At 69.6% G+C, this 24997-nt stretch carries 24 protein-coding genes and 1 pseudogene; 13 read left to right on the top strand and 12 right to left on the bottom strand.

Features of this window, described 5'->3' with window-relative positions; all coding sequences use genetic code 11:
- Nucleotides 1-33 precede the first annotated feature (33 nt).
- Nucleotides 34-993, bottom strand: coding sequence for a helix-turn-helix domain-containing protein (locus ACIQZO_RS19830; RefSeq protein ID WP_403627706.1), 960 nt, complete (start codon nucleotides 991-993; stop codon nucleotides 34-36).
- Between the two features lie 134 nt (nucleotides 994-1127).
- Here ACIQZO_RS19830 and ACIQZO_RS19825 point away from each other — a divergent pair, with 134 nt between their 5' ends.
- Nucleotides 1128-1688: an SRPBCC family protein gene (locus ACIQZO_RS19825; RefSeq protein WP_403627704.1), complete on the top strand. Its 561-nt coding sequence runs from the start codon at nucleotides 1128-1130 to the stop codon at nucleotides 1686-1688.
- A gap of 736 nt (nucleotides 1689-2424) precedes the next feature.
- Here ACIQZO_RS19825 and ACIQZO_RS19820 read toward each other — a convergent pair.
- Nucleotides 2425-3528 (bottom strand): winged helix DNA-binding domain-containing protein, encoded by a 1104-nt coding sequence (locus ACIQZO_RS19820; RefSeq protein ID WP_403627702.1) that lies wholly within the window; start codon nucleotides 3526-3528, stop codon nucleotides 2425-2427.
- 166 nt (nucleotides 3529-3694) lie between these two features.
- Nucleotides 3695-4117 (bottom strand): VOC family protein, encoded by a 423-nt coding sequence (locus ACIQZO_RS19815; protein WP_403627700.1) that lies wholly within the window; start codon nucleotides 4115-4117, stop codon nucleotides 3695-3697.
- A 165-nt stretch (nucleotides 4118-4282) separates the two neighbouring features.
- Here ACIQZO_RS19815 and ACIQZO_RS19810 point away from each other — a divergent pair, with 165 nt between their 5' ends.
- Nucleotides 4283-5293 (top strand): helix-turn-helix transcriptional regulator, encoded by a 1011-nt coding sequence (locus tag ACIQZO_RS19810; RefSeq protein ID WP_403627699.1) that lies wholly within the window; start codon nucleotides 4283-4285, stop codon nucleotides 5291-5293.
- Between the two features lie 220 nt (nucleotides 5294-5513).
- Here the strand turns inward: ACIQZO_RS19810 and ACIQZO_RS19805 are convergent, their stop codons facing one another.
- Nucleotides 5514-5972 carry a MarR family winged helix-turn-helix transcriptional regulator gene (locus ACIQZO_RS19805; RefSeq protein WP_403627697.1) on the bottom strand — a complete coding sequence of 153 codons (459 nt, stop codon included), beginning with the start codon at nucleotides 5970-5972 and terminating at the stop codon, nucleotides 5514-5516.
- Nucleotides 5973-6182: 210 nt separating this feature from the next.
- Between ACIQZO_RS19805 and ACIQZO_RS19800 the strand changes: the two genes are divergently transcribed.
- Nucleotides 6183-7148 (top strand): alpha/beta hydrolase, encoded by a 966-nt coding sequence (locus ACIQZO_RS19800; RefSeq protein WP_403627695.1) that lies wholly within the window; start codon nucleotides 6183-6185, stop codon nucleotides 7146-7148.
- Between the two features lie 1064 nt (nucleotides 7149-8212).
- On the opposite strand, the gene ACIQZO_RS19795 is transcribed toward ACIQZO_RS19800, so the two are convergent.
- Both ACIQZO_RS19795 and ACIQZO_RS19790 read right to left on the bottom strand, forming a co-directional pair.
- On the bottom strand, nucleotides 8213-9361 hold the full coding sequence (locus ACIQZO_RS19795; RefSeq protein WP_403627693.1) for a tyrosine-type recombinase/integrase: 1149 nt from the start codon (nucleotides 9359-9361) through the stop codon (nucleotides 8213-8215).
- A gap of 65 nt (nucleotides 9362-9426) precedes the next feature.
- Entirely contained in the window at nucleotides 9427-9621 is a 195-nt protein-coding gene (locus tag ACIQZO_RS19790) for a helix-turn-helix domain-containing protein (RefSeq protein ID WP_403627691.1), read from the bottom strand.
- 1266 nt (nucleotides 9622-10887) lie between these two features.
- Here ACIQZO_RS19790 and ACIQZO_RS19785 point away from each other — a divergent pair.
- Nucleotides 10888-11079 (top strand): hypothetical protein, encoded by a 192-nt coding sequence (locus ACIQZO_RS19785; RefSeq protein WP_403627689.1) that lies wholly within the window; start codon nucleotides 10888-10890, stop codon nucleotides 11077-11079.
- Between the two features lie 67 nt (nucleotides 11080-11146).
- Here ACIQZO_RS19785 and ACIQZO_RS19780 read toward each other — a convergent pair whose 3' ends face one another.
- The 4 genes from ACIQZO_RS19780 to ACIQZO_RS19765 all read right to left on the bottom strand — a co-directional run bounded on the left by ACIQZO_RS19780 (nucleotide 11147) and on the right by ACIQZO_RS19765 (nucleotide 15263).
- The gene (locus ACIQZO_RS19780) at nucleotides 11147-11860 is read right to left on the bottom strand and encodes an HAD family hydrolase (protein ID WP_403627687.1); all 714 of its coding nucleotides are present in this window, start codon (nucleotides 11858-11860) and stop codon (nucleotides 11147-11149) included.
- The gene (locus ACIQZO_RS19775; protein ID WP_403627686.1) at nucleotides 11857-13350 is read right to left on the bottom strand and encodes a helix-turn-helix domain-containing protein; all 1494 of its coding nucleotides are present in this window, start codon (nucleotides 13348-13350) and stop codon (nucleotides 11857-11859) included. The genes ACIQZO_RS19780 and ACIQZO_RS19775 overlap by 4 nt, the downstream gene beginning before the upstream one ends.
- Nucleotides 13351-13634: 284 nt before the next feature.
- Entirely contained in the window at nucleotides 13635-14816 is a 1182-nt protein-coding gene (locus ACIQZO_RS19770; RefSeq protein ID WP_403627684.1) for a helix-turn-helix domain-containing protein, read from the bottom strand.
- 6 nt (nucleotides 14817-14822) lie between these two features.
- On the bottom strand, nucleotides 14823-15263 hold the full coding sequence (locus tag ACIQZO_RS19765; RefSeq protein ID WP_403627682.1) for an NUDIX domain-containing protein: 441 nt from the start codon (nucleotides 15261-15263) through the stop codon (nucleotides 14823-14825).
- Nucleotides 15264-15433: 170 nt separating this feature from the next.
- On the opposite strand from ACIQZO_RS19765, the gene ACIQZO_RS19760 reads away from it, so the two are divergent.
- Nucleotides 15434-16294, top strand: a complete 861-nt coding sequence (locus ACIQZO_RS19760) for a TauD/TfdA family dioxygenase (protein ID WP_403627680.1) — start codon at nucleotides 15434-15436, stop codon at nucleotides 16292-16294.
- Nucleotides 16291-16806, top strand: coding sequence for a hypothetical protein (locus ACIQZO_RS19755; protein WP_403627678.1), 516 nt, complete (start codon nucleotides 16291-16293; stop codon nucleotides 16804-16806). Before ACIQZO_RS19760 ends, ACIQZO_RS19755 begins: the two co-directional genes overlap by 4 nt.
- Nucleotides 16807-16973: 167 nt before the next feature.
- On the opposite strand, the gene ACIQZO_RS19750 is transcribed toward ACIQZO_RS19755, so the two are convergent.
- Nucleotides 16974-17474, bottom strand: coding sequence for a TrmO family methyltransferase (locus tag ACIQZO_RS19750; RefSeq protein ID WP_403627677.1), 501 nt, complete (start codon nucleotides 17472-17474; stop codon nucleotides 16974-16976).
- A gap of 60 nt (nucleotides 17475-17534) precedes the next feature.
- Nucleotides 17535-18920 (bottom strand): Tat pathway signal protein, encoded by a 1386-nt coding sequence (locus tag ACIQZO_RS19745; protein WP_403627675.1) that lies wholly within the window; start codon nucleotides 18918-18920, stop codon nucleotides 17535-17537.
- Nucleotides 18921-18982: 62 nt separating this feature from the next.
- Here ACIQZO_RS19745 and ACIQZO_RS19740 point away from each other — a divergent pair.
- The 7 genes and pseudogenes from ACIQZO_RS19740 to ACIQZO_RS19710 form a co-directional block, all read left to right on the top strand.
- A pseudogene (locus tag ACIQZO_RS19740) lies at nucleotides 18983-19474 on the top strand (DUF6415 family natural product biosynthesis protein); the annotation flags it as partial.
- A gap of 36 nt (nucleotides 19475-19510) precedes the next feature.
- Complete coding sequence (locus tag ACIQZO_RS19735) at nucleotides 19511-19774, top strand: DUF5999 family protein (protein WP_403627815.1); 264 nt, start codon at nucleotides 19511-19513, stop codon at nucleotides 19772-19774.
- A gap of 200 nt (nucleotides 19775-19974) precedes the next feature.
- Complete coding sequence (locus ACIQZO_RS19730) at nucleotides 19975-20292, top strand: hypothetical protein (protein ID WP_403627673.1); 318 nt, start codon at nucleotides 19975-19977, stop codon at nucleotides 20290-20292.
- 76 nt (nucleotides 20293-20368) lie between these two features.
- Nucleotides 20369-21565 carry a hypothetical protein gene (locus ACIQZO_RS19725; protein ID WP_403627671.1) on the top strand — a complete coding sequence of 399 codons (1197 nt, stop codon included), beginning with the start codon at nucleotides 20369-20371 and terminating at the stop codon, nucleotides 21563-21565.
- A gap of 80 nt (nucleotides 21566-21645) precedes the next feature.
- On the top strand, nucleotides 21646-22284 hold the full coding sequence (locus ACIQZO_RS19720; RefSeq protein ID WP_403627669.1) for a hypothetical protein: 639 nt from the start codon (nucleotides 21646-21648) through the stop codon (nucleotides 22282-22284).
- 183 nt (nucleotides 22285-22467) lie between these two features.
- On the top strand, nucleotides 22468-23682 hold the full coding sequence (locus ACIQZO_RS19715; RefSeq protein ID WP_403627668.1) for a cytochrome P450: 1215 nt from the start codon (nucleotides 22468-22470) through the stop codon (nucleotides 23680-23682).
- Nucleotides 23679-24791 (top strand): HAD family hydrolase, encoded by a 1113-nt coding sequence (locus ACIQZO_RS19710; protein WP_403627667.1) that lies wholly within the window; start codon nucleotides 23679-23681, stop codon nucleotides 24789-24791. Before ACIQZO_RS19715 ends, ACIQZO_RS19710 begins: the two co-directional genes overlap by 4 nt.
- The last annotated feature ends 206 nt before the right edge of the window (nucleotides 24792-24997 follow it).

Genomic DNA, 24997 nt, shown 5'->3' with positions numbered 1-24997 from the left:
CAGAGACAGCGCCCGGTAACAGTGGTAGGCGGATCAGCCGGCGGCAGGAGGCCCCGATCGGGTAGGACCTGCCGGATCCACCGGGACTCGCGGAGCGGTCCGGGCGGCCGGGGCGGCTTCGTGCCCCGGCCCGGCCTGCGCGGTGCCAAGGGCGGTGGCCTGCCCCAGCAAGGCCAGCGCCGCACGCGAAGGGGAGCCCGCCTCCGTGGTGGCCACGACGATGCTGGGGCCCGGTCCGTGGCTCAGGGTCTGCTGGATGACGTTCACCGCTCCGACCAGCGGGTGGCGCATCGTATAGGCGGCCACAGTGCACGCCCTGACCCGGTGGTCCGCCCACATCGTGGCGAACTCCTGGCTCGTCGAACTCAGTTCACCCACCAGCGCGTGCAGTGCCGCGTCCCGCGGATGGCGGCCCGCCACCAGCCGCAGGTTCCCCACCACTGCCATGGCCTTGCTCGGCCAGTCCGCGTACAGCTCGCGGGTATGACCGTCGAGGAACACCAGGCGGGCCATATTGGGACGGCGCCCCGCGATCTCCGGGCCCCCGGGGTCCAGATGCCCCGCGAACAGGGCGTGTCCCAGCCGGTTCCACGCCAGCACGTCACTGCGCAGGCCGAGAACGACCGCGGGTACGTCCGAGAGGACGTCCAGCAACTGCCGTGCCGCCTCACTCACACGCTCCGGCGCGGGCCGCCGGGCCCGCGGCCGGTGCCGGTCCGCCCGTGCCAGGTCGTGCAGATGCCGCCGCTCGGAGTCATCCAGCCGCAGCGCCCCGGCGATCGCGTCCAGCACCTCCGGTGAGGCGCTCTGCGACTGGCCCTGCTCCAGCCGCGTGTAGTAGGACGCACTCACACCCGCCAGCAGCGCCAGCTCCTCGCGCCGGAGCCCGGACACGCGCCGGCGCTCGTTGTAGGTGGGCACTGCGGCATCCTCGGGACGCAGCTGGGACCGCCGCGTCCGCAGAAACTCCCCGAGCTGCGATTTCCCGTTCATGGCTCCGAGTATCAACGTCCCGCGGACACCCAGCCTGCCCCAGCTGTGAATAGTCACGAGCGGGTCTGGTTCCCGAGCCGCACCGCCGCTGAAGTGGACACAGCCGATCACCCCGCCTACCGAGGAGCACCCCCGTGAGCACCACCGCCGCCCGACCCGACCCCCTTGCAACCCTCGAATCCCTGGACCCGGCCGGCTACGCGTTCACCAGAAGCGCCTGGGTCGACGCCCCACCGGCTCGCGTCTACCAATTGGTCGGCGACGTGTCCGCGATCAGCCGCTGGAGCCCCAACGCGACCGACGCCGCCTACGACCAAGACGCAGGCCCCCGGATCGGGGCCTGGTTCAGCGGCCACAACCGCAAAGACGGACGGGAGTGGACCACCCGCTCCCAAGTCGTACGGGCCGAACCCGCGGCCGCATTCGGTTTCATAGTCGGCGGCGTCGAGAACGGCATCGTGCAGTGGGACTGGACCTTCCATCCCCAAGGTCGCGGCACGATCGTCGAGCAGTCCTGGCAACTCCTGCGCCTCGACCCGGTCCTGGGCACCACCCGCGCCGACCTGGACGACCTGCGCCGCTACATGGCGGACAGCGTAGAGGTCACCCTGTCATCCATGGCCCAGTTCTTCGCCGGCGACTGCAGCACGGAGGCGGCCCACCCGGCACTTCGACAGAACCAGGCCATCGGATAAGCGATTTCACCTCCGGTTCTCCCGAACGGGCATGACTGGGCGTGCCCGTTCGGGTACCTACGCCCCGCCTCGGCGCGGGGAAACCGCCGTGCACCGCGGGCCAGCGGTTGGTTCCTTCGCCGAAGTAGCCACAGACGCCCTCGTCGCGGGCCGTGCGGACCAGAGCCGCGATGAAGCCGCTGCCTCCGGCGCCGCGAACGGCCCGGGGAGCCGCCGGCGGAGGAGCGGACACCGAGGCAGGCCGGGGAGAGCACCACTCGGCGGTGGCAGCCGGGCTTGCGGGCCGACGGCCGAGGCCGACGTAGCCGGGCCAAGGCCGTGCCTGTCTCCCTCGGACGCCACGCATCCAAGTTCCGCGGGCGCCCCGGAGACGGCGAACGGCTGGCCCGAACCCGCAAGAGCCTCGCCGATCACCTGGACACTGCGGCGATCCGCTACGCAAACGCCCTGAAAGTCCCCCGAGAAATCGATGTCGTGCTGGAACGCGAGGTGGATCGCGCCGTCCGATGCGGCAGCCGCGCCCCGCAGGATGTCGAGTTCCTCGAGAGTGCCACGGACCACCTCAGCCCGGCTGAGGTCAAGGCGGAGGAGAAGGCCTCGGACCGGGCGAGCCCGACAGAGCCGCGACCGCATCAAAGCCCCGTGAGATCACCCCGGGCTCGTCGGCTCCCGCCAGGACTCCTGGCGGGTCAGCTCTCGTGTGCCCAAGCGTGCGACAGCGTCATCGCGTGTGCGTTCAGTTCTCGGTGCCGCTGGCTGTGATCCGGATGTCGTCCACGCCTTGGTCCAGGAAGGTGGCCAGATCCTGGGCTTCGGCGTGGACGGCTTCCCGTTGCGAGGTGTCGAGGGGGCGCAGTGGGGTGACGTCGAGCCGTTGGTCGCGGACCGTCCAGGTGGCGGCGACACGTCCGTCGACGAGGACGGCGCGGTGGCCTGCGACGGACAGGCCGAGGTGGGCGTCGTCGATGAGGCGGCTGCGGTCGTGGTAGCCGAGGATCGCGTTGTCGAAGGCCGGCAGGAACCGCACGGGGGCGGGCGTGTCCGGGTGCGGGCGGGGTGCGTCGGGCAGGTCGAGTAGTTCCCGGCCCCGTGCGTCGCGGAAGGTGACGAGTTCTTCTCGGACGGCCTTGACTGCCGAGGGGAGTCCGGCGAGACCGCACCAGGCGCGGAGGTCCGCGGTGGCCGCCGGCCCGTAGGCGGCGAGGTAGCGGCGGACCAGCTGTTGCCCGACCTGATCGCTGCCATCGGCGTGGAGTGGGTCGATGTCCCGTCCGAGCCAGATGGCCAGGGGCAGGTTGCGTACGCCGGCTGTCTTGTGCCACAGGCCGCGCGGCGGGAGCTGGGCCATGGGGATCAGGGCTGCGACAAGGAGTTCGCCCAGGACACGGCGTGGCGGGCCGGGCCAGCGGTCTTGGAGGGATTGGACGAGTTCGGCCATGGTGCGGGGCTGGTGGTCGGCCATGACCGCGCGGCCGGCGGCGGCGACCTCGTCCGGGTCGATGCCCGTGAGTTCGCGCCGGTAGGTGGCCAGTACCCGCTGGCGCAGCATGGCGTCGTGGCGGGCCCGCCAGGCCAGTGCGTCGTCGGCGGCGACGAGGTGGACGGTGCGGCGCATCAGGTGGGTGCGGACCACCGTTCGGCCGGTCAGCGCGTCATCGAGTTCCGCAGGCCGGAAGGCCTGCAGCCGGGACCACAGGCCGACGAACGGTTCCTGGGGTTGTTGTGCCTGCAGGCCGCACAGGTGTGTCACCGCGTCACGCGCCGGTGTGTCCGTGCGCTCCAGCAGGTGCTGGCGGGCGAGGGTCGCGCGGTTGAGAGCGCGTGCGTCGAGGACGGTCACGGGGCGCTCAGGCCGCGGCGGGTTCGTGGGGCGGGCGTCGGATCAGGCCCGGGGACGTGAGGGGCATGCCGCTTTCCTTTCGCCTTCGCTACGGGTTGACTGCGTGCCGTCCGGGCCGCCGCGTGGTTGCGGCGGCCCGGACGGCGTCCGGTGGCAGTCGGCTGGATCAGCCGTTGTACGGGGCGGTGACGTCCAGGACCCAGGTCACGCCGAACCGGTCGGTGAGCATGCCGTACAGCGGCGCCCACTGCGCGGGCTCCAGCGGCCGGACGACCGTCGCGCCCTCGGCGAGCTTGTGCCACAGGGCGCTGATCTCGCCGGTCTCATCACCACGGACAGAGACGAAGAACGGGTTGTCGCCCTGATTCCAGGGCAGCTGGGACGGCACGTCGTAGGCCATGACGTGGAAGCCGTTGTCCGCCACCACCTCGCCCCACATCAGCCAGTCCCCCTCGTTCTCGTTCTGCACGTTGCCGACGTCCTTGTACGTGACGGCGACGGCGCGTCCGCCGAATACGGACTGGTAGAAGTCCAGCGCCTCACGCGCGGCGCCCCGGAAGTTCAGGTGGGTGGTGGTCGTGACAGACATGGCCTGCTCCTTTGCCTTCGATTCGACGGATGAGCCCCGCTGCACCGGCCGAACACACGGCTCGGCGATCGCGCCTGAGGCGAAATCCCTCCTCGGTGGCTCGGAAACAAACATTCCACGGGTAGCGGACAGGGAGTGTCCTCTACTGCGCCCATCATGGGAGACATGCAGAAGACGTCCTCGCGACTGCTCGCGCTGCTCTCGCTGCTCCAGACGCACCGCGACTGGTCCGGTGAGGAACTGGCCGAACGGCTCGACATCACCTCGCGCACGGTCCGCCGCGACATCGACCGCCTGCGCGAACTCGGCTACCCAGTCACGGCCTTCAAAGGGCCCGCCGGGGGTTACCGCCTCGACGCCGGCACGCAGATGCCTCCGCTGCTGTTCGACGATGGCCAGGCCGTCGCCCTGGCCGTCGCCCTACAGACCGCAGCCACCGGCACGACGGTCGCCGAGGACGCCGCACGCGCCCTGTCCACCATCCGCCAGGTCATGCCACCGCGCCTGCGCCACCGCATGGACCTGCTGCGCATCACAGCCGTCCAGCCAGCCGAAAGCCGCGACGCGGCCCGGATCGACGCTCAGGTCGTCATGGACCTGAGCAGAGCCATCCACGCCCACGAGGAACTCCGCTTCGACCACGCCCCGGACCGAGGAACGTCAGCCGAAGTGACCCGCCGGGTACAACCGCACCACCTCGTCACCTGGCAGGGCCGCTGGTACCTGGTTGCCTGGGACCTCGACCGCGAGGACTGGCGCACCTTCCGCGTCGACCGCATCCTCCCCCGCACACCGACCGGCCCCCGGTTCACCCCCCGCGCCCTGCCCGGAGGCAGCGTCTCCGCCTTCCTCACCAGCCGCTTCCGCGGAAACGACGGCACCACCACCGACTGGCCCTGCCAAGGCGAAGTCGTCCTCGACCTCCCGGCCGTCGAAGTCGCCCCCTTCACCGGAGACGGACTCGTCGAAGAACTCGGCCCCGACCGCTGCCGCCTCACCCTCGGCTCCTGGTCATGGACCGGCCTTGCCGCCACGATCGGCCGCTTCGACACCGACATCGAAGTCATCGGCCCGCCGCAACTGGCCACCGCATTCGCCGACCTCGCCGTCCGCTACGCCAACGCCGCGCGCACCGCCGACCCTTCCACAAGGGAAGCCGCCGGCCCCGCGCACTGACAACCACCAGGCATGGTGGCCGACTACAGCGCTCGGCCATCATGACCAAGCTGCGCGCCGACCGCCGCGCCAACTTCCGAGCACCGGCCTTCGAGCAGGAGCGGGCCCGCGCCCTGGAGGAGTCCGGGACTGGCCGCGTCTCCTCCCTCACGAACCTGTACCGAGGTCATCCAGGCCAGCAGGCCGACGACGCCTCCGGCCGGGTGGCCCGGGGCGGCGCTCACCTGCGGGTGACGTTCGCCGTGATCAGACCGAGCAGGTGTTTGGCCGTGGCCTCCTGCTCAGGAGTCAGGTTCATGGCGTCCCCGATGCCGAGCGGCACGGCGTCGGCCTTGTCCCGAAGGTCCGCACCCGCCTCGGTGAGGCGGACGGCGACCGAGCGCTCGTCGTCCGCGCGCCGCTCGCGCAGGACCAGGCCGTGGGCTTCAAGGCGCTTCAGCAGGGGAGAGAGCGTGCTGGACTCCAGCTGGAGCGCGGTGCACAGGTCCCGCACGGAGAGGGAGTCCCGTTCCCAGAGGGCGAGCATCACCAAATACTGCGGGTAGGTCAGTCCGAGTGCGTCCAGCAGGGGTCGGTAGCGCACCGTGACCGCACGCGAGGCGGCGTAGAGGGCAAAACAGAGCTGGTCCTCCAGCCTGAGCGAACGGTGCTCCGGGTCCTCGGTCGCCTCGTTCTCCATGTGCCCTACCCGTCCGATCCTGCCGCTACTACCGCCGCCTGTCCCCCGCGCACTGATCCTAGCGCTCAAAGCGCGCACGACCATATCGAGCTCGATTTAGTTGTGCGCAACTAAATCGAGCGCTATCTTTCTGCTCATGCCTGCCGGACGGCGGGCACGGCAACCTGAGGACCGTCCGTCCTCGGCGCCCTACGCTCTGGAGAACCCGACATGACTGAGAACGGTGCACGTCCGGTCCTGGAACCCGCCGCGACCGGCTTCGCGGAGGCCACCGCGAAGCCCCCGTTCCTGTTCCAGCTCGCGCCGGCCGAGGGCCGCAAGGCCGTGGACGACGCCCAGTCCGGCCAGATCGCCAAGCCCGACGTGGACGAGGAGTGGGTGACCGTTCCCGGCGGCCCCACCGGCGAGGTCAAGGCGCGGATCGTCCGCCCGGCGGGGGCGTCCGGCCCGCTGCCGGTGATCGTCTACATCCACGGCGCCGGCTGGGTGTTCGGCAACGCCCACACCCACGACCGCCTCGTCCGCGAACTCGCCGTCGGCACCGGCGCGGCCGTCGTCTTCCCCGAGTACGACCTGTCGCCCGAACACCGCTACCCCGTCGCGATCGAACAGAACTGGACCGTCGCCCGCTGGATCGTCACCAACGGCGCCCCCAAGGACCTCGACCCGACCCGGATCGCCGTGGCCGGCGACTCGGTCGGCGGCAACATGAGCATCGCGCTGACACTCATGGCCAAGGAGCGCGGCGGGCTGGACCTGCGCCAGCAGGTCCTCTTCTACCCGGTCACCGACGCCGCCTTCGACACCGGCTCCTACCACCAGTTCGCCGAAGGCTACTTCCTGCGCCGCGACGGCATGCAGTGGTTCTGGGACCAGTACACGACCGACGAGCGGGAGCGGGCCCAGATCACCGCCTCCCCGCTGCGCGCCACCACCGAGCAGCTCACCGGCCTGCCGCCCGCCCTGGTGATCACCGCCGAGGCCGACGTCCTGCGCGACGAGGGCGAGGCCTACGCCAACAAGCTGCGCGCAGCCGGAGTGCCGGTCACCGCAGTCCGCTACCAGGGCGTCATCCACGACTTCGTCATGCTCGACGCCCTTCGCGGGACCCACGCCGCCCAGGCCGCCATCAGCCAGGCGGTCGCCACCCTGCGCACCGCGCTCGGCACCGCCTGACCAGCCCGGACCACGGCCGGCACATCCACAACCGCATGTCCGGACAAGCCTCTTGAGGGCTCATCCGGACACGCCCCGGCCGGCCAGGGTCGCCCCGCCACCGTTCGAACGCACCCGCCAGGAGCAGGGGCGGCCACTCTGCGGGGTGGCCGCAGCTGCGGCGATGATGCCGTCCAGCCTGTCCCGGGTGTTCACAAGGTGCCGATCCGGGTCTCGATAAGGTCCCGCTCAGTCGACAGCCGGTCGAGGAGCTCAGGCGTCACCTCACCGGTCACGACACACGGCAGCAGTCCGGGTCCTTTCCACCTTCGCCGCGCGCGTAGGCGCCGCGGTCGAGCGGGCCCGGCTGGCCGAGGCCGCCGTGCGACATCACCAGCCAGGGCGGCGGTCCTTCAAGCCGCATTCTGGCCGCCCTTGCAGCGGCGCCCCAGGTTCGCTACAGAGCGTGATCGACACGAGACCTCGCGCACCGCACCGGCAGGCCTGCATCCGGCACCGCGGCATGCAGGAAGCCGCCTCCCCGACCGGGCACACAGCCTGACCCAGAAGACGGCCTCCCCACCACTGACGCCCCATCAGCCAAGACTGACACCCCATCAAGAAACGCTCCCGGCGAGCGTCAAATGAGCGTCACGAGCGTCACGAGCGTCAAACCGGCGTCAAGATATCGCCCGTTACGCCCACAACGAGCACATAATGCACATCGACAAACCTGCAGGTCAGGAGCTCTTCGCGATCGGTTCAAGGATCGCGACGCACTCCACGTGGTGGGTCATCGGGAAGAGGTAGAGACCAGGGGCACGGGGGAAACATGCAGGTCAGAGCCATATCAGAAGCTCTCAAAGCCTGCCGTGCGTCAAACGAGCGTCACAAATTTCGGAGAGCATCAGGCGTGCGTCACAAGCGCCTTTGCTGCATCCGCCGGACTCGCTCGTCGCCCAACTACTCCTAACGATAGCGGAAACGAAGCCGGCGCTGGTGGCCATACCCAGATTTGGGTACGGCCACCAGCGCCGAAGAAAACCGTGGTGCGATGAAGCTATCGTTGCCGGGGTGACCCGCGGTCACTGACGCTCTGTTCCAGCGGGGGCCGAGTCAGAGACCGCGAACCCGGGAACGATCAGCTGAGACTCCAGCCGAGTCCAGGCTCCGAGGACCGCCTGGTGCGCGTCGGGAGCAAGGTGCGCATACCGCTGCGTCGTCTGATAGCTCTCGTGCCCGAGGAGGTGCTGCACCTCGTACAGGGACACGCCCTTCTGGACCAGCCAGGAGGCACAGGTGTGACGCATGGAGTGCGGAGGGTAGTGCGGCACGGGCTGTAGGGTGCCGTCGACGTCAGCGAACCGAGCTTGGTGCACTGCGGGCCACCACGTGTACTTCCTCCAGTTACCGTCGTCGAGCAGCCGCCCGGACCGCCCCTTCGTAACCGTGGTGAAGACGACAGCCTTCCGGTCACGACCACGCATGTGGCGCCCCAGAACGTCGATGACGTGGTCGGGGATCGGTACCTCCCGACGGCTCTTCGAGCTCTTCGGATATTCCTTGATGCCCGACTTCGTGTTGACCTCGACTACGAACAGCCTTTGCCGCTGCCAGTCGATGCGGTGCCCGTGCAGGCCGGCGAGCTCCCCCCAGCGCAGGCCGGTGTACAAGCCCAGGAGCGCCATCGTCTGCCATGGCTGATCCAGCTCATCGAGGATGGACTGCGCTTGGTTCAGCGTGAACCATTGAGGAGGCTTAACCGCTTCCTCCGGCAGGCCAATGCTCCGGCAGGGCGTGACCGCGATGAGGTCCTCGTCGACGGCCGCGCGCATGAGCGAGGACATGAGGTTGTAGGCACGCCGGATGGCCGAAGCACCCTTGTCGTTCAGGATCAGCCTCCGGACCCAGGACTGGACATCGATACGGCCGATGTCCCCGATCTCCCACCCTGACCAGTACGGCGTAACGTGCGTACGTATGCACGACGCGTCCCCGCGTCGTGTATGCGGTTCGACGACGCGGGAGTCCCACCACCGCTCGTACCAGTCGTCGAACTTCGTCTTGCCCGCATGAGGGTTGCTCTTGGAGCGGCGGGTGAGCTTGGCCTCCTCGGTCCTACCCCACTCACGGGCCTTGGACTGCAGCGGGAACGTTTCACTAAAGCGGTCGCCCGCACGATTCCTGACAGTGACCTGCCAGGCCCCTGATGCCAACTTACGTACGTACGCCATATGCCCTTCTCTTGCCAATTCGCTTACTCAGGCCGACCAGGGGAGAGGCAGAGCCAGGGGTCTGCTCAGGCACTTGATGAGGTCCGTCGCCGGACGAGTTCGCGCACATCACCACTCGGAATCCGAACCCGCGACCTTTCGGTCCCGGTCCGAAGATCGACCACAGACAGCTCCCCCAGAGCTATGTAGCGGTACACGGACCGCCGACTGACATCGAGAATCTGGGCAACGCTGGGCACAGAGAGCAACCTGTCGCACATCGCATTTCCTTCGACCTAAGCCCGGGGATCACCGGGGCCTTGCGGAGGAAACAGGCCTCCGGCAAAGAAGTTGGGTGGCAAGCTCGCACCACCCACCGCCAAGCAGTCGGTGCGAGCTTCTTCAATGGTCTGGAGAATCCCCGGTTTGGCTGACCGGGGATCGTCTGCTATGTAGAGATGAGGAAGCGAGCTCACTGCCGTTCAGGCCCTCTGGCCTCGCTCGTGCAACGCCAGCCGGTAGGAGCAACGAGCGGGGTCCGCATCCACAGCAACTACAACCAGCAGGTCATCGCGGGAGAGCCGGCCGAAGTCCTGAGTCGCGCGCCGTACCGTGCCTCCGAGCACCTGAGCAGACCCATAGGGAGTGGAGCTTGGGTATGCCGCCACGTAGGCCAGGACCGATCGGTCTCGCCTGTACGCCTCCCGAACGACGCCCTCGACGAACAGCACAGCCGCGCACACAGTGAGACAGAGCGATAGAGCGGTGACCTCGTAGGCACCGCGGAGACTCCCATCCGCGGCACAACCGGCGCCGACGACAAATAGGGCTGGAGCGGTCGAACGGAATGCGAAATGGACGATGCTAGACAGTCGATCCTCCCAAGGTAGATCTAAAGGTGAGAGAGAAGCCAGAGATAGGCCGGGGGGCAACCAGAAATCTGCACCGGCTCTTCGGGGGGTGTTGTAGATTGACATCCAGTAACCGAATGGTCCAGTCTTTTCGGCAATTTCTTTGTCTGCCGTCGGCGAATCCAATTACAAGCGGCCAGCTTCGCCGAGAAGGACACATTGATGCGGACTCCAGAGGAAATGTGGGAGCGGTCACTCCAGCAGCTGCAGAGGCTGGGCGAGTGCTCAGCAGCAGCACGGGGTGAGGCAGCCACGGCACGCGTTGCGCTCGCCTCCGTCGAAGGAACCGCGCAGGCCCGCGAGGACTCCCTAGACGCGTTCTCGGTGCTTCGGGACTACAGTCACGCCTGCGACGTGGCCTACCTCCGAGCCTCCACCCGCCTACTAGCGCGGGCTGCATCCGATCGGTGCCCGCCGGCGCACCTTCCGCAACCACGGCGCGTTGGCCTTTGGGCCCCGGCCTGGTGGGTCGCCATGGTTCGGCGGCCCGGCACCGTCTGGCGAAGCATCCCCCGAGGCTCGCCGGAAGTCGGATTGGGGCTTCCGGCGGATGCTCCATCTGTCGCGGCCGTCACCGCCCGGGCTGAACAACTCCGGACAAGCAGCCTGGCCAGGCAGGTCCTACGCTCGTCTGCCATGTACGAGACCACGACGCTGGTCGGGCTGGAAGGCCGCCAAGCGCCGGCAGGCATCCGGATCCGTCCCGGCAAGGAGGAAACAGCCCGTCGGCTGCATACAGACCAGTACCAGGTTTGGGACCATGCCCGTTCCTACGGCGCCGCGACCCAGGCTCTGCTCGTCGAATGGCGCAAGGGCTTCGCGAAGTGACCGCGCTGCAATCCTGGGTGGCGCGCGTAGGACGCCACCAGCTGCGCGTTAAGTGCGTTCTCCGCGACTACGTCGTCGCACGAGCAAGTGTCACCAGGGCACCTAGGAGACCATGCGTGTCCAACAGGTCAGGGAACACGTAGTCGGCTCCTGATTCCTGTAGCTGGTCGGCACTGGTGGTGCCAGAGGCAATGGAGATCACCCGGGCTCCGCCTTCGAGCCCAGTCCGTACATCCTCCAGGGAGTCTCCGATGATCACTGTGTTCTTGCGGTCGAAGGCGATTCCATGAAGCGTCTGCGCACGGTCCTGGGCAATACGAACGAGGGACGGACGGTGGACGTTGTCGGACGCGTACCCGCCGATGGTGACGTCGACATAGTCGATCAGGCCGAGGGCGTGAAGTTTCGCTTCGGCGCTGCCTCGGAGATTGCCGGTAACGACGGTCGGTACAAAGCGTGCGTCGCCATGGACGGCAGCCAGCGCCTCGGCGGCGCCTGGCAGAACGATTCCATCCGTGATGATCAGACTGCGGTAGGCCCGGAGCCGCTGGGGCAGCTGGTCAACGACCTGTTTGGCCAGCGCTTCCGTGTCAGCCGGCGGAACGTTGTTCGCGGCGAGGAGCTCGCGTACGGCAAGGGGCATCGTGACACCGGTGCCGCGGGCGGGGAGGGCAGTTGGTGGCCGACCGACGACCTCGGTGAAAGCCTCACGGTAGACCCGCCGGTCGATGTCGCCGGTGTAGATGAGCGTGCGGTCGATGTCCCACAGCACCAGGATCATGCCGCGCGCTCCCGCATGACGGTCTGCCCTCGCTCCAGCAGTTCCCTTGCTGGGGCTGTGCTGTTGTAGCGGCGAGCCTCGGCAAGCATGGTGGCCAGGTTCTCGTCCAGTCGAGCGGACTTGACACCGGACACCATGGACAGAACCTCTTGGCCGGCGGCGCAGCCTCCGTCGGCGTCGCCGGCGCGCATTAGGGCCGTGGCAGAGCGCGAGAGGAATTGCGCTCGGGTTCGGAGCTCATCGGACCCGAGGGCACTGCGGGCCTGGGCGAAGATTTCGGCGGCCTGCACCGGCTGTCCGAGATCGAGGTAGCAGCTGCCGGTTTGGCCTTGGATCTCGCCGCGGTTAATCCAATAGAGCCAGTGCGGGTCATCCTCACCGCGGCCGCGTGCACACAGCTGCTCGGCTTCGTCCAGGGCGGCGGCCGCCTGGCGGCCTTCTCGGAGCCGGGCGTGACCCCGTGCTTGCCTGGTCAGGAGCATACTGTGAAGCGCGGGAGCGTCCTGGTCCGCGATGATCTGGCGCGCGGTCCGTGCTGCGGTAATGGCGTTGCGAGGATCCCCGACGGAGTACTCATGGATGGCCAGGAAGGAGAGGGCTCCCGCCCGAAGTCGGGTATCGCCGGAGGCGTGTGCGGCGCGCAGAGCGCCCAGGAGAAGGTTCTGCGCGGCTGAGTGAGCACCGCTGTCGAAGAGGTACCAGCCCGTTTGGATAGCGGTATCCGCCGTCACCGCGGCTAGCTGTCGACCGGTGTCTTCGTCGAATGTCCCGTCCTTCATGAGCCCGAGAAGGACCTTCAGGTGGGTGCTGGCGGTGCGGGCAAGGGTTCCGCTGCCGTGGCTGGCATCGGCCTGCCGCAGCACGTCCGTGGTGCCCTGGAGCGAGGTGAGGATATCGCGCGAAACGCGGACACCGCCCGTTGATGTGGAGGCCATCGCTTCGGCGGGCGCGATGGCGGCATGGAGTACGTATTGCGCGAGTCCGGCCCCTCCGAGAGCAGCGATCACGCTTCGGCGATTCATTCTGTTCATTGCCCCTCCGGCGGCAGCATCCAGTGCCGTCACCATACGAGCCGCTGTCCACGGCAGCGCAGGGTCGGCGGCCTCGGCAAGGCTGTCGGCCGCAGCTTGCCCGAAGGGGGCCAGGAGTAGCTGGCGAAGATCGGCGGGGAGCCCCAGGCCCGTGAGGAGGGCGATGATCGTTTCTCTTCCCTCGACCTGCTTGCGGTCGTTTTCCAAGTCGGAGATGAAGCTCTGGGCGAGGCCGGTAAGCCCCTGGATCGTCTTCTGGGAGCGTCCGGAGCGATGCCGCACCAGGCGGAGAACTGTTGCGAAGTCCCAGGCTGTGAGGGCTCGGTAGACACATTCGTCGCGCCACGCGCGGTCGGGGATACCCGCCTCTCGACCGACCCGGGAACAGGGGGCGCACCGGGACTCGGGGTTGTACTGGCTCACCGCCCCGCCGCACTGGCTGCAGACGCGCTTCAACATCGCCACCTCATCACCCACCGTCAGCCCTACGCAATAGGGCCTGTGGGAGAACAGGCTATGGGTTGATCGATATCGCTACAGCGATATCGCCACAGCGGATCCCCAGACCATCGCACGCCCTCAACATCGATCTCGCTGAGCAGGGCGTCGACGCCCCGCCGGAGCGTCCTGCGGCGTTGCCCACAGGTCAGACCCGTGAACGCGAGGAAGGAGGGAGCCCCGTGAACGCGAAGTGGACGAGGGCTCATGGGCGGAGCAGCGCGTGCCTGCTGATCGCTCCTTGTCTATGCGGCCATCTCGCCGCGCAATCTGGTCAGCGCCCGACCAGCCGCTTCTCTGGCGGCGGGAAGCGACTCGCCGGCCGCGCGCACGACCCGCTGGAGCTGATGGGGAAGCCGCTGGGACTGGGCTTCCCGGACCGCACCGACCAGCAGCTCGGTCGCTCCCTGTTCGTCGCCTGCGAGGAGGCGGACGCGCCCGGTCGTGATGAGCTCGATGACGCGCCATTGGGGCGCCACGTTTGTGGTGGCGGCGGGCGCGGCATGCTCGGCCCGCCGTATGGCGGCACCGGTGCGGCCCGTGCCGATCAGGCCGCGGAGTTCAATCTCGTACAGGGCCGTCGGGTTGACGAGGCTGGTGTGGTCGACCTCATCGAGCAGAACCTTCGCCTCTCGGACTGCGCGGTCGAAGAGCGCCGCGTTGCCGATGGCGCCGGCGGCACGGGCGAGAAGCGGGAGCACGGCGGCGCGGCTGGAGGGGTTGGGGGCGAGGGACGCTGCTCGGACCAGCCGGTTGACCGCAGCGCCGAGCAGACCCGCCTTCCTGAGTTCGTTGCCGTGCATCCGCAGCGCGGTGGTGGTCAGTTCGGGCTCGTCGAAGAAGTCCACTACGTCGAGGCTCTTGGCAGTCCAGTGTGCGGCGGTGGACAGCCGTTCCTCGGGGAGGACGTTGCCCAGCGCGGTGCCAAGTCCGAGACGGGCATCCGCCAGAAGGCGAAGAGCTTCCCGTTCGACGTAGCCGTCCCTGGCGCGGGCTTCGAGACGGGCTACCAGCGGCCAGAGTTCGGCCACGGCTTCGGAGGCGTGTCCGGCCTGTCGAGCGATTTCGGCGAGGCGCACGGTGGACTGTCCGAACTGTACGAGCGCCCGGAAGTCGGTGTCCGCGGGGTCCGTGATGCCCAGGACGTGCGGGGGCAGGGTGAGCCGGTCGGCGACGTGCCGCAGGGCGGCCACGTCGGTGAGCCGGCGCTTGCCGAGCTCGATCGCAGAGACGTAGGTCTTGTCGTAGCCGATGAGGACACCGGTCTCCGCCTGGCTGTGGCCGTGCACGCGGCGGTGGAAGCGGAGGATCGCCGCGAGGTCGCGGGTGGCGAGGACGGCCTGGGCTTCGGGTGTTGCCCAGTGCCAGGCGGCATGCCGGGCCGAGGGGCGCACCGCGCTCGCGTTGTCGACGCCGGGTTCCGGCATGGGCGTCTACCTCGCGGCCCGGGCGGCGTACACGGCGGCGATGGACCGCTTGTAGCCGTCGGGCATGGTCAGGTCCGGGACCTGGTCCTCGGTGAAGCGGTCGATGCGGGTGTGCTCGTGGCTGACGACCGGCACGTCGTCAGGGGTGAGCACGGTGCAGTCGTAGGTGACGATCAGGACGCGCCGGCCGGGGAGCGGCTCGTAGACCCAGGAGTCCAGGATCTTCCCGGCCTTGACCGTCCAGCCGGTCTCCTCCCGCAGCTCGCGCTCCAGGGCCTCCTCCGGGCTGCTGTCGGCCGGGTTCGAGCCGGAGGGCGGGCCGATCTCCAGACGTCCGCCGGGCAGTTCCCACTCCTCCCTCTCGTTGCGCAGCAGGACGACGCGTCCGTGCTGATCGAGCGCGACGGCTTTGACCGAGACAGGCCACAGCGACGGTTGGTACGGCATAAGAACTCCCTAAATGTCTTGGGTGGAGAGGCGCTTCGGAACGTAGCAGCAGCCTTCCGGTTGTCGCACCGGTTGCCCGGATTGTCCGTATCGACAGTCTGTCGCTTTACCGGGCAGCGGTGCTGTCCGGACCCTGGTCGTACGTTGCCGATTCGCGAGGGAGCCCATCAATGCTGACGCCTACTCGTACGCGCGCACGGTTCGAGGACTTCTACGTCGATCCGCGGGACGACGGGTCCGGGAGCGTCATCGCCAGACAGCTCAGGGAGCTCGGCGCGGTGACCGTAGACGGGCTCCTGTCCCGCAAGGCGGTGCTCGGCTTCCTCCAGCAGATCATGACGCTGGCGCCCCACCCGGACAGCGACCCGGACGGCCTCACCACCATCAAAGACATCGGGTGTGCCTCACGGCGGCCAGGTCTGGCAGGGCTGGGAAGCGGCGAGCTGCGGGCCCATACGGAGCGGTCCGGAACGCCGACGCCGCCCCGGCTGATGCTCCTGGTCTGCCTGCGGCCCGCTACGTCGGGCGGGGAAGTGCTGTTGACGGACGGGCGCGCGATCCAGGGCAATCTGGCCACCCGGGCTCCAGAAGCGATGGAGGCAATGTCCCGTCGCGGCACCGCCTTCTACGGGGGCGGCGGAGGCCATCCGTCCAGCATCTTCACCCCGCATCCTGCAGGACGGCTCTCCATCCGGTTCCGACAGGACGAGCTCGGCCAGTTCAGTCCGCTCGTGACCGGCTACCTGCCCGCACTCCGCAGCGCCATCAGCGCACACGAGAACCGGCTCGACCTCCAGCCGGGACAGGGGTACCTCATCGACAACCACCGCTACCTCCATGCCCGGACCGCCTTCATCGGGCCCCGGCTGTGCGTACGCGCTCTGGGCACCCCCCTGTTCCAGCTCACCGACGGCTTCGCCGCCGCCCAGGCCACTGCGCGCAGCTGGGCTGGCGCCACCGCAGTACTGCCGAGCGCCCACAGGACGACCCGGCCGGGCGCGTTTGCCCATGGCGCCGGGGAAGTCCGGTGACCGCCGTGGCGCAGTGGCCGCCGCGGACCCGCGACACCCGCGCGTCCCTGGAGGCGTACGAGCGAGTGCTGGGCTGGCCCTTGATCGTGGACGACACCCTGGTCTCCGCGAGGTGCGCTTCCGCAGCACTGGAGCTCAGCCTCGACGCCGTGGTGAGCACGACGTGTTCGGCGTTCGACGCCGTCACCGTGCCGTACGCGGTGGGCGCGGACTTGCTGGTGCTGCTCGGGCGGGGCGCACTGGACCAGGTACCGGCTCTGGCCTATGGGCGTGAACAGGTCGTTGTCCTGGTCGCGGCGGGTACGGGTTCAGGGCTCAAGTCCATGGCGGGCGTGCTGGTCGAATCCGGGCCGGGCGGACGGCTGATCCTGCCGCCGTCGCCCCGTCGGAGGTGGGATACGCCGCCGTGGAGTCCGCGAGCAGAGGAGCCGTGCCCTCTGCCGACTGGTGGTGCGATCGAAACCCCGCTCCGTATTGCGCTGAGATCTTTCGGTGCTCCGCCGCCGCCGTGACCTTGGTGGCCAGGCGCAACCGTTCCGGCCTCGGCGGTGCACGGACCGCCCCCATCCTGACGATTCGCCAAGCTCGTGGAAGAGATCTGATGACCTCCAATTCGGCGGACTCACGTCCGCTGTCGCCCCGCCCGGTTGTGGCGCTGCGGCGGTCTGCCGGGGCGCGGTTACCGCTCCGGGGGCCGGTTGGCTGCCGGCGCCCAGTAGTCGGCGAGCATCTCGTCGACCCAAGTCGGAACGCGTACGTCTCCCTGGGGCCCCATCTGCGGGAACCACGGGGCCAGGTCCAGTACCGGTGTCCCGTGGACGGCGTCGAGACCGGTGACCACGACGTCGCGTCCCTCCACCCGCACCAGCTTCGGGTGGGAGGTGCCTACTTGGTTCGGCCGGCGGTGGTTGCGGTGCACGTAGGTACCCGTCGCAGGCCACGTCGGATTGCCCCTGGGGCTGCGGGCGTGCAGCTCGACGTCCTGCGGCTTCGCCCGGTGCATCTTCCACAGCACCTCTACGTGGGAGAACTCGTCAAGGCCCTGGAGGGTATCCAGGGGGTAGCCGTCGTGGAGTCGGATGATCGACTCCACCTCCCCCTGGTAGTCGTCTTTCACCTCGGTATGGCCGCCGATCACCGTGGCGATGACTTCCAGCTGATACGTCTCGGACTCGGTCATAGACGCAACCTCACTCCCCCCGCCCGGCGCTCTCGCCGAGCTCCCCACGTTCTGGCGCGATCACCCTACGCCGTGCAGCACCGCCTGGGCCCGCTGGTCCAGGTCCGATGCCACGCGGCCGCCGCGGGCCAGGACAGGGCGCAGAGCCCGGCGCATCTGGACGACGGTGTCCTGGACGCGGCCGGAGGCGATGCCGGGCATGGCGTCCAGTGCTCGGGACCAGGTGGCGCACGCGGCTTCGACCTGGCCTTGGGCGACCTGAACGGATCCGAGGTAGCCCATGGTGACCACGTGGGTTCGGGCGAAGGGCTTCGCGCGGGTGCGGACGCTGCGCTCGAACTGCTGCTGAGCGCCTCGGAGGTCTCCGAGATCGCGCAGGGCTGCCGCGGTCTCGTGAGCGAGGCTTGCCTCGGAGAAGAACCAGACCCGGCCAGGTTCGTCGTCACCTCCTGCTCGGCTGAGGTCTTTCTCGGCCTGGAGGAGGGCTGCCGCGGCTTCCTTCCTGCGGGCGTCAGCGGCCAGGGCCCGGGCGTGGACCACCCCGATAAGTGCCTTCTCCCGCCAGCTCGCCTCCGCGTACCGCTTCCCTTCGAGGGAGGCGGTGGACAGCCGCACGGCTTCGGCGGGCTGGTGGAGGTCGACGGCCTGGTGGGCCATGGCGCGCAGGACGTGTCCGGCAAGGGGCGCGTCCCGGGCTTCCTCGGCGAGCTGCGTGGCGAGGGTGAACCAGCGGAGCGCGACCGGGTGTTCTCCCGCGTCGAAGGCCGTCCATCCCGCGAGGTAGGCCAGCTCTCCAGCCGCCGAGGTCATGGCGCAGCGGACCCCTTCGGAGACGAAGCGTCCTGCGAGGTAGTCAGCGACTTCGGCGCGCAGGTAGGCGACGAGGGCCGTGCGTCCGGCTCCGCGGCCACCGCGCTGCTGGTCCCGCCGGGAGAAGAAGGCGGTCATCTCCATGACGTTCTCGACATCCTGGAGGGTAACGGTGTGGGCTGCGACGGGGGTGCGGGCGCGAGCGCGCTCGCCGGCCTCTTCCCACCACGTCTGAGAGGGAAGAGCCAGGCCCGCGACGGAGTACGCCGAGCTGGCCAGCACACGCCGGCGGTCCATGTCCAAGTCGATGCCCCCGAGGTCTACGAGTGTCGTCAATGTGTCGACGCTCCACTGCAGCGGACTCAGGTCGTCACCCACTTCGGCGCCAAGACCGAGGTCGACGACGGTGACGGTGCGGCCCAGGCCCCGCGAGAGCGTTTCGGCCAAGATATGCGCCGCTCGGCCGCTCGGGCGTGTGCCGGAGATCCACCGGGTGATCGAGGACGGGGCCGTCGCGGCCAGTTCGGCGGCTCCGATCTCCGCGGCGACCGCCCGAAATCTGGCTGCGAGACGCGCGTGCGGCAGGCCCAGCTCCTGGATCGCGGCTTCCAGCCGCACATTGCGCGTGCGCCCCATGGTGCGCCCCTGTCTCCAAAACGATCTTGCACTACGTGCACCGACTCTGCGCCCCGCCCGGGATGTCGTTGCGGCGCCGGAAGCGGTTGTCTCGTGAAGACGATATTCCTCCAACCGCTCCTGGATGTGCGGAAGTCGTCGTTCTCGTCCCCCGGATCGCAGGGCGAGGCGCCCGAACCAGATGCTCAGGTGAGGAGAACCCGATGAACTACCCGACTCGGAACGAGCCCCGCCGTCCGAAGGGGCAGCAGGCGCGACGGGAGTCCGACCGGACGGTCCCGTCGATCGTCCGGTCGGTTGCCACCGCGACCCGTGAGACCTGTGCGCTCGTCCTCGACGAAGCCTCCGAAGCCGTGGAGAGCGACCAAGACGTGCACGATGTGGTCCTGCGTCTGCGCGGCCACCTCATGCAGCTCGGCCCCCTCGTCGACCGAGCGTCCGCTTCCACCGAGCTGCCCGCGCTGCTCGCCGAGGCTCGCCGTCTGGCCTGGGTGGAGCCCTCGGGTGACTTCGTACAATCACGCGTCCATCTGCGCCAGTTCGCGCAGCACGTGCACGCGGTTCTGGTCGAGATGGGCCGGTCCGGGCTGATCTGCATGCACCAGCCTGAATGCCCGCCCGCAGCTGCCTCGGACCGGGCGGCCGCGCTGGTCCTCGCCAGCGTTCCGGCCCTGGGATACAGCCTTCTGTGCAACGGAGTCGTGCTTTTCGAGGACTCTGGCGCGCTGGGTCCGGACGGACAGGTTTACCCGCCGCACCGGCCCCTCCCGACCGTTGCGGGCACGGCAGCGAAGCGGACGGCTCCGCAGCCGGCCCGCCGCTCGGTCCCGGCCTTGCGCGTCGTGTGCGGATGAGCCGTGAGCTGCCGCCGGGGGCGAACTGGCTGGCGCAGGAGGCCGGCGTCGACCGGCCCACCAGTGTCCGGAACCCGTGGGCGAGGAGCCCGATTGCGGCCCTCCCGATCGGCGGACGGCACGGAAGGTGGGAGGTCGTGAAGGTTCCGGAAGCGTCCGCTCGCAGGGCCTGCTCCTACTTGACCGCAGGAGGTGTGCCGATGGGTCCGGTCCTGAACGCGGGCCACGTCTACGCCTTCCTGGTCCACCCGGTCCTTCACGATGGCCGCGACATCCCCGGAGGCATCCTGCTGACGGGTACCCGAGGTGAGCAGCTGCTCTGCCCGATGCCGGGGCAGGCGGCGAGGCTTTCCCGGTTCTGGTCGGTGCCTCCTGACGGGTCCGGGACGCTGCTCGACCCGTGGCTGCTGGCCGAGGCTCTGCGGGCGACGTGGATCCCCTTCACGGGCCCCGTCCCCTCGCACACGCGGCATGTCGAGGACGAAGGCGCCGTAGAGCCGGCCGGAGCCGTCCAGTGACCGGCTCCCCTTCTTACCTGCGGACTGCGGCCCGCGTTCTTCGCCTTTCCCCTTCTTCGTCGGTGAGGAGCTGACCATGGTGGTCCTGAACGAGATGGTGCCGGCCGGTGTTGCGGCCGGCATGGCCGTCGCTTCCGCGGCGACCTGGTACTACCGGCGGGCGGCCGGGCGGGCCAACACCGCTCTCCGGCACAGCCGCGAGCAGAACACGACCCTCGGCAGGGAGATCGAGTTACGCGATCAGGAGGCCGGCCACCTGTCCGGCGTCCGGCTGCCCGCCCTCATCGCGGCCGGCGTGGCCGAGGCCGGGCCTCTGCTCCATCCGCACCTGGCCACCACGCAGTTCGGCAGGTCGCTTCAGGCGGTACTGCGCCAGAGCGCCGACTTCGTCGCCGCCGTCACGTCCCGGACGGAGACTGCGGCGCAGACACAGCTGCAGGCGATCCTCGGACCACTGGTGGCCCAGGCCGCTCCTCCGTTGAGCGCGATGGGACAGCTGCTGGGGCACGTCGGGGACGAACAGGTCCTCGCTCACGCGTACGCCGTCGACCACGGGGTGACGCTGTTGGTCCAGCGGATGCAGATCATCGGCGTCCTGACGGGCCGGGAGGTGAGCAGTCACCGCGCGGACAGCCCTCTCATGGAGGTCTTGGGCGGTGCGCAGTCCCGGGTGCGGGACTACCGGCGGGTGGAGATCACCAACCGGCATGGCGAGTTCGTGCGGGGGCCGGTGGTCGAGCCGATTGCGGTCGCCTTGGCCGAACTCCTGGAGAACGGCACCCGGCACTCCACTCCTGGCAGCAGCGTCTCCGTGGGGTGCATGTACGCGCATGGAGGTGTCAGCATCGTCGTCGACAGCGTCGGGTCCATGCTGGACCCGGCCGGGTACGAGCGGGCGGCCGCGGTCCTGCCCGGACAGCACCGGGTCCCGCTCACCTCCCTGGGGACACGGCTGGGCCACCCCGCGGTGGGTGCCCTCGCCCGGCGCAGCGGCTTCCAGGTGTGGTTGGACCCCCGCCATCAGGGCGGTGTCCGCGCCATCCTCCACCTCCCCTCTCGGCTGCTTCTCCGAGCGCCCGTCGCCGACGAGCCGCAGCACCACGGTCGCGCCCCCGATGTGACCGCGGCCGGGGCGACCAGTGCCGGCCGGATGGCTGCGTTCAGCCGCGGGGTCCGCTCCGTAGGCCAGGCGGTGCCCCCGGACGATCGTGGGACTCCCGAGGCCGGGGACGCGGCACGGTCCGCGCAGCGAGACACGGGAGGCCGACGGTGAGCGGGTCCCACCGCCGAAAGCCGCCCCGGCTGGGGTCACAGGGCGGGAACGTTCGCCAGGGTCCCGAGACGGTGTGCGCGGTGAGCACGGCCATCCGGCGGGACCATCGGCCGCTCCCGGCAGGGCCGGTGGACGGTGAGTCGCACGTCCGGGTCTGGCGGGTTGCCGAGCTGCGCCGCGGCCTGGAGGCGGTGCTGCACTCGATCGACGCACTGCTCCTCCCGCCCGAGCTGGGTCGGGCAGTCGCCGGGGCCCGGGGGTGGCTGGGGGAGATCGCGCCGGCCGACGCGCTGAACCCGGCGCCCGCGTTCGTCAGGGCGCTGGAGAACACCGTGCGGGTCACCAGCGAGTTCCTGGCCCGGCACACGGTGGCTGCCACCTATGTGCACCTGGATTCCGAGCGGCCCCCCTGGGTCGAGCACGGGCGCCTGGAGGCTGCGAGCGCGTCGTACTGCCGGCACGTTGCCGTACGCCGGCACGACGTGGCCGCCTTCGGGTGGCCCCTGGAGCAGCGGCCCGGCTTCGCCCGGCTGCGCGGCGACGTCGAGGACGGGCGGGTGCAGCTCCTTGTGGTCCGCTCCGCCGCCGACCTCGCGCCCCCCGGTGCGTCCCTCGCCGAGCAGAGACGGGCGGTCGAGGCGACCAACGGATGGCTCGCCGGGCATCGGGCCCGGCTGCTGTGCACGGACGAGATCGCCCCGAAGTCACCCGCCCCCTAGAGCCGCCGGTCCCGTACGGCGGACCTGACACCGCCGTACGGGACCGGCACCACCACACCAGCCCCAACGCCACGAGCGTGCGCGGTTCCTCGCCCGGTTCCGGTCCGACGCCGGATCCGGTCCTGCGGCGCAGACCTCCGCCGCCACCCACCTGCCCGTTGTCCGACGCCACCGGAGATACTCATGTCCGCGACCGCTACCTCCTCCATCGACCTTCTCGACGAGCGGGCTCTGGAGAGCCCCTACCCGGTGTACGAGGCGATGCGCCGCATGGGGCCGGCGGTCTACCTGGAGCGCCACGGCGTGTGGGCCATCCCCCGCTACGACGAGGTCTCCTCGGTCCTGGGCGCCCCCGATGTCTTCCGCGCCGAGGGGGATCAGCTCCTCACCCCCCTGGCGGGGGTGATCTTGCCGTGTGACGGCGAACAGCACGTACGGATGCGCCAGGTCCTGGCGCATCGGCTCGCCCCCAGGGCCGTCGCGCGCCTCCAAGGACAGCTGGCGGACCGAGCGCGGCAGCTGGTCGCGAAGCACAGCGTCGGCGGCGGGTTCGACGCCGTCGCGCTGGCCCATGAGATGGCCGTCAGCACGGTGATGGACTTGATGGGCCTGCCCGAGAGCACCCGCGTGCCCGCGCTGGCGAGTGCCTTCGCCACATCCGCCGACGGCTCAGCCGCCGACGTGCCGGGGCCGCCCGCCGAGCAGGCGATGGTGGCGTTCCTCAGCGCCACCGCCGGCAGCGGCACCGTGAGACGCGGATCGTGGATGGAGACCATCGTGCAGGCCGTCGAGGCCGGGAAGATCGACGGGCGCGAGGCCATACCGCTCGCCGCCGCGTACACGGCGGCCGGTATCGACTCCACGGTCCTCGGCCTGGCCGGGGCGATCGTGCAACTCTCCCGGCACCCGGACCAGTGGTCCCATCTGCGCGAAGAACCCTCCTGTGCGGAGGCCGCCTTCCACGAAGCGGTACGGCTCGATGCCCCGGTCCAGGGAGTCGGCCGACTCGTCAGGGAACGGGTCTACCTCGACGGTGTCCGGCTGGAGCCCGGCGAGCGGGTGTGGCTGCTGATCGGCTCCGCCGGCCGCGACCCCCGCAAGTGGGGGCTGACCACCGACGAATACAACCCATGGCGGCCCGGAGCCGACAAACACCTCTCCCTGGGCACCGGATCCCACGGATGCCCGGGCAGATACCTCGCACTCATGCAAGGCCGGGCGCTTCTGCGGGCCCTCGCCGACCACTGCACCACCCTGACCCCCGACGGCGCCCCGACCCGCGCCCAGACCCACATCCGGCGCGGCTTCACCACAGCACCGATCGCCATCACCACCGTGGTCCACAGGGCCAAGGCGCGCCGGGCGACGCTCCCCCACCTCTTCGAGAGTCCGCGGTGAACCTCGTCGGTGGTGGGGCCTACCTCTTGGCGGACACGCTCACCCTGGCCAGGACCGGGCCGGTGCTCCTGGAGGGCTTCGACGTCGTGCTCGTCGACCAGAACCACGCTCGCGAAGCCGTCGCCCGACTCGACGCCCTAGGCCTGACCGCGGTCGGATCGGTCTTCACGCACCACGACGAGTGGGGCTTCTTCCTCCCGCAGGAGTCCGGCCATCCGGCCTGGCCCGCACCGGCCCGCTACGTCGGCGCCGGAGCCACCCTCACCCTGCCCCCCGCCCCGAATGCCGATGCCGCGACGGCATGGATCCGCTGGAGCCACGGCCCCATCTACACAGCCCCGCTTCTCCTCCACGCCGTCCTCGCCGACATCGCGACCCGGCACCGCCCGGAAGCTGTCCCGGCCGCCCCACCTCCCCGTGTTCGCCTCCTGGAGCCGCCCACCATGCCCTCCCCCAAGATCGCCTTCTTCGATCTGGACGCCACCCTCACCGACCACGCCACCAGCTTCCACCGGTGGGCCGGGGAGTTCGCCACCCGCTACGGCATCACTCTCAAGGACGTGGACGACGCCGAAGTACGCTGCGCCGGCCGCCGGGACCGGTTCTTCGCCAACCTGAAAGCCCAGTACGACATCAAGACGTCCCTGGTCGGCCTCCACGCCCAATACCGCCAGCGGACCGCCGAGCTGGTCCCCCACCGTCCACAGGTCTGCACCGCGATCCGGTCGCTGCGCAAGGAGGGTTGGCGCCTGGGAGTCATCACGAACGGCGACCCGGCAGCGCAGCGTCTCAAGCTGCGCAGCGCACGCCTCGCGGACCTCTTCGAAGCCGTCGTCATCTCCGGGGAGTACGGGATCCGCAAGCCGGATGCCGACCTGTTCCGAATCGCGCTGGACGCCCTGGACACGAGCTCCGCCGTCATGGTCGGCGACGACCTGGACGCGGACGTGCGGGGAGGGAGCCAGGCCGGGCTCCGCACGGTGTGGGTGTCCGGCGGCCGAGAGCGGCCGCCCACCGGCCCGATGCCCGACCACACCGTCCCCACCGTCCTGGACGCGGTCGACCTGCTCCGCGAGCACACCGATGCCCCGCTTCCCGCCGCGGCGTAACGGGCGGCGGCCGCCGGCCCGGAACGGCGCCGACCGGCGGATCTCCACGCTGAACCGGTGGCGGATCGGCACGTTCGTCCTGTTCCTTGCCGTGTTCATCCTCGCCTCCGAAATGCCCCGCTGACCCTCCCACCAGCCGCCGGGCAGTGTTCCGCCCCGGCCGCATCACCACCCGACAGCTCACCCGCGCCGACCCGGTCCCTTCG

Source organism: Streptomyces sp. NPDC097617 (assembly GCF_044761485.1).
GTDB lineage: Bacteria > Actinomycetota > Actinomycetes > Streptomycetales > Streptomycetaceae > Streptomyces.
Note: the sequence above shows the minus strand (reverse complement) of the source record. Positions and strands in the feature narration are given on the sequence as shown.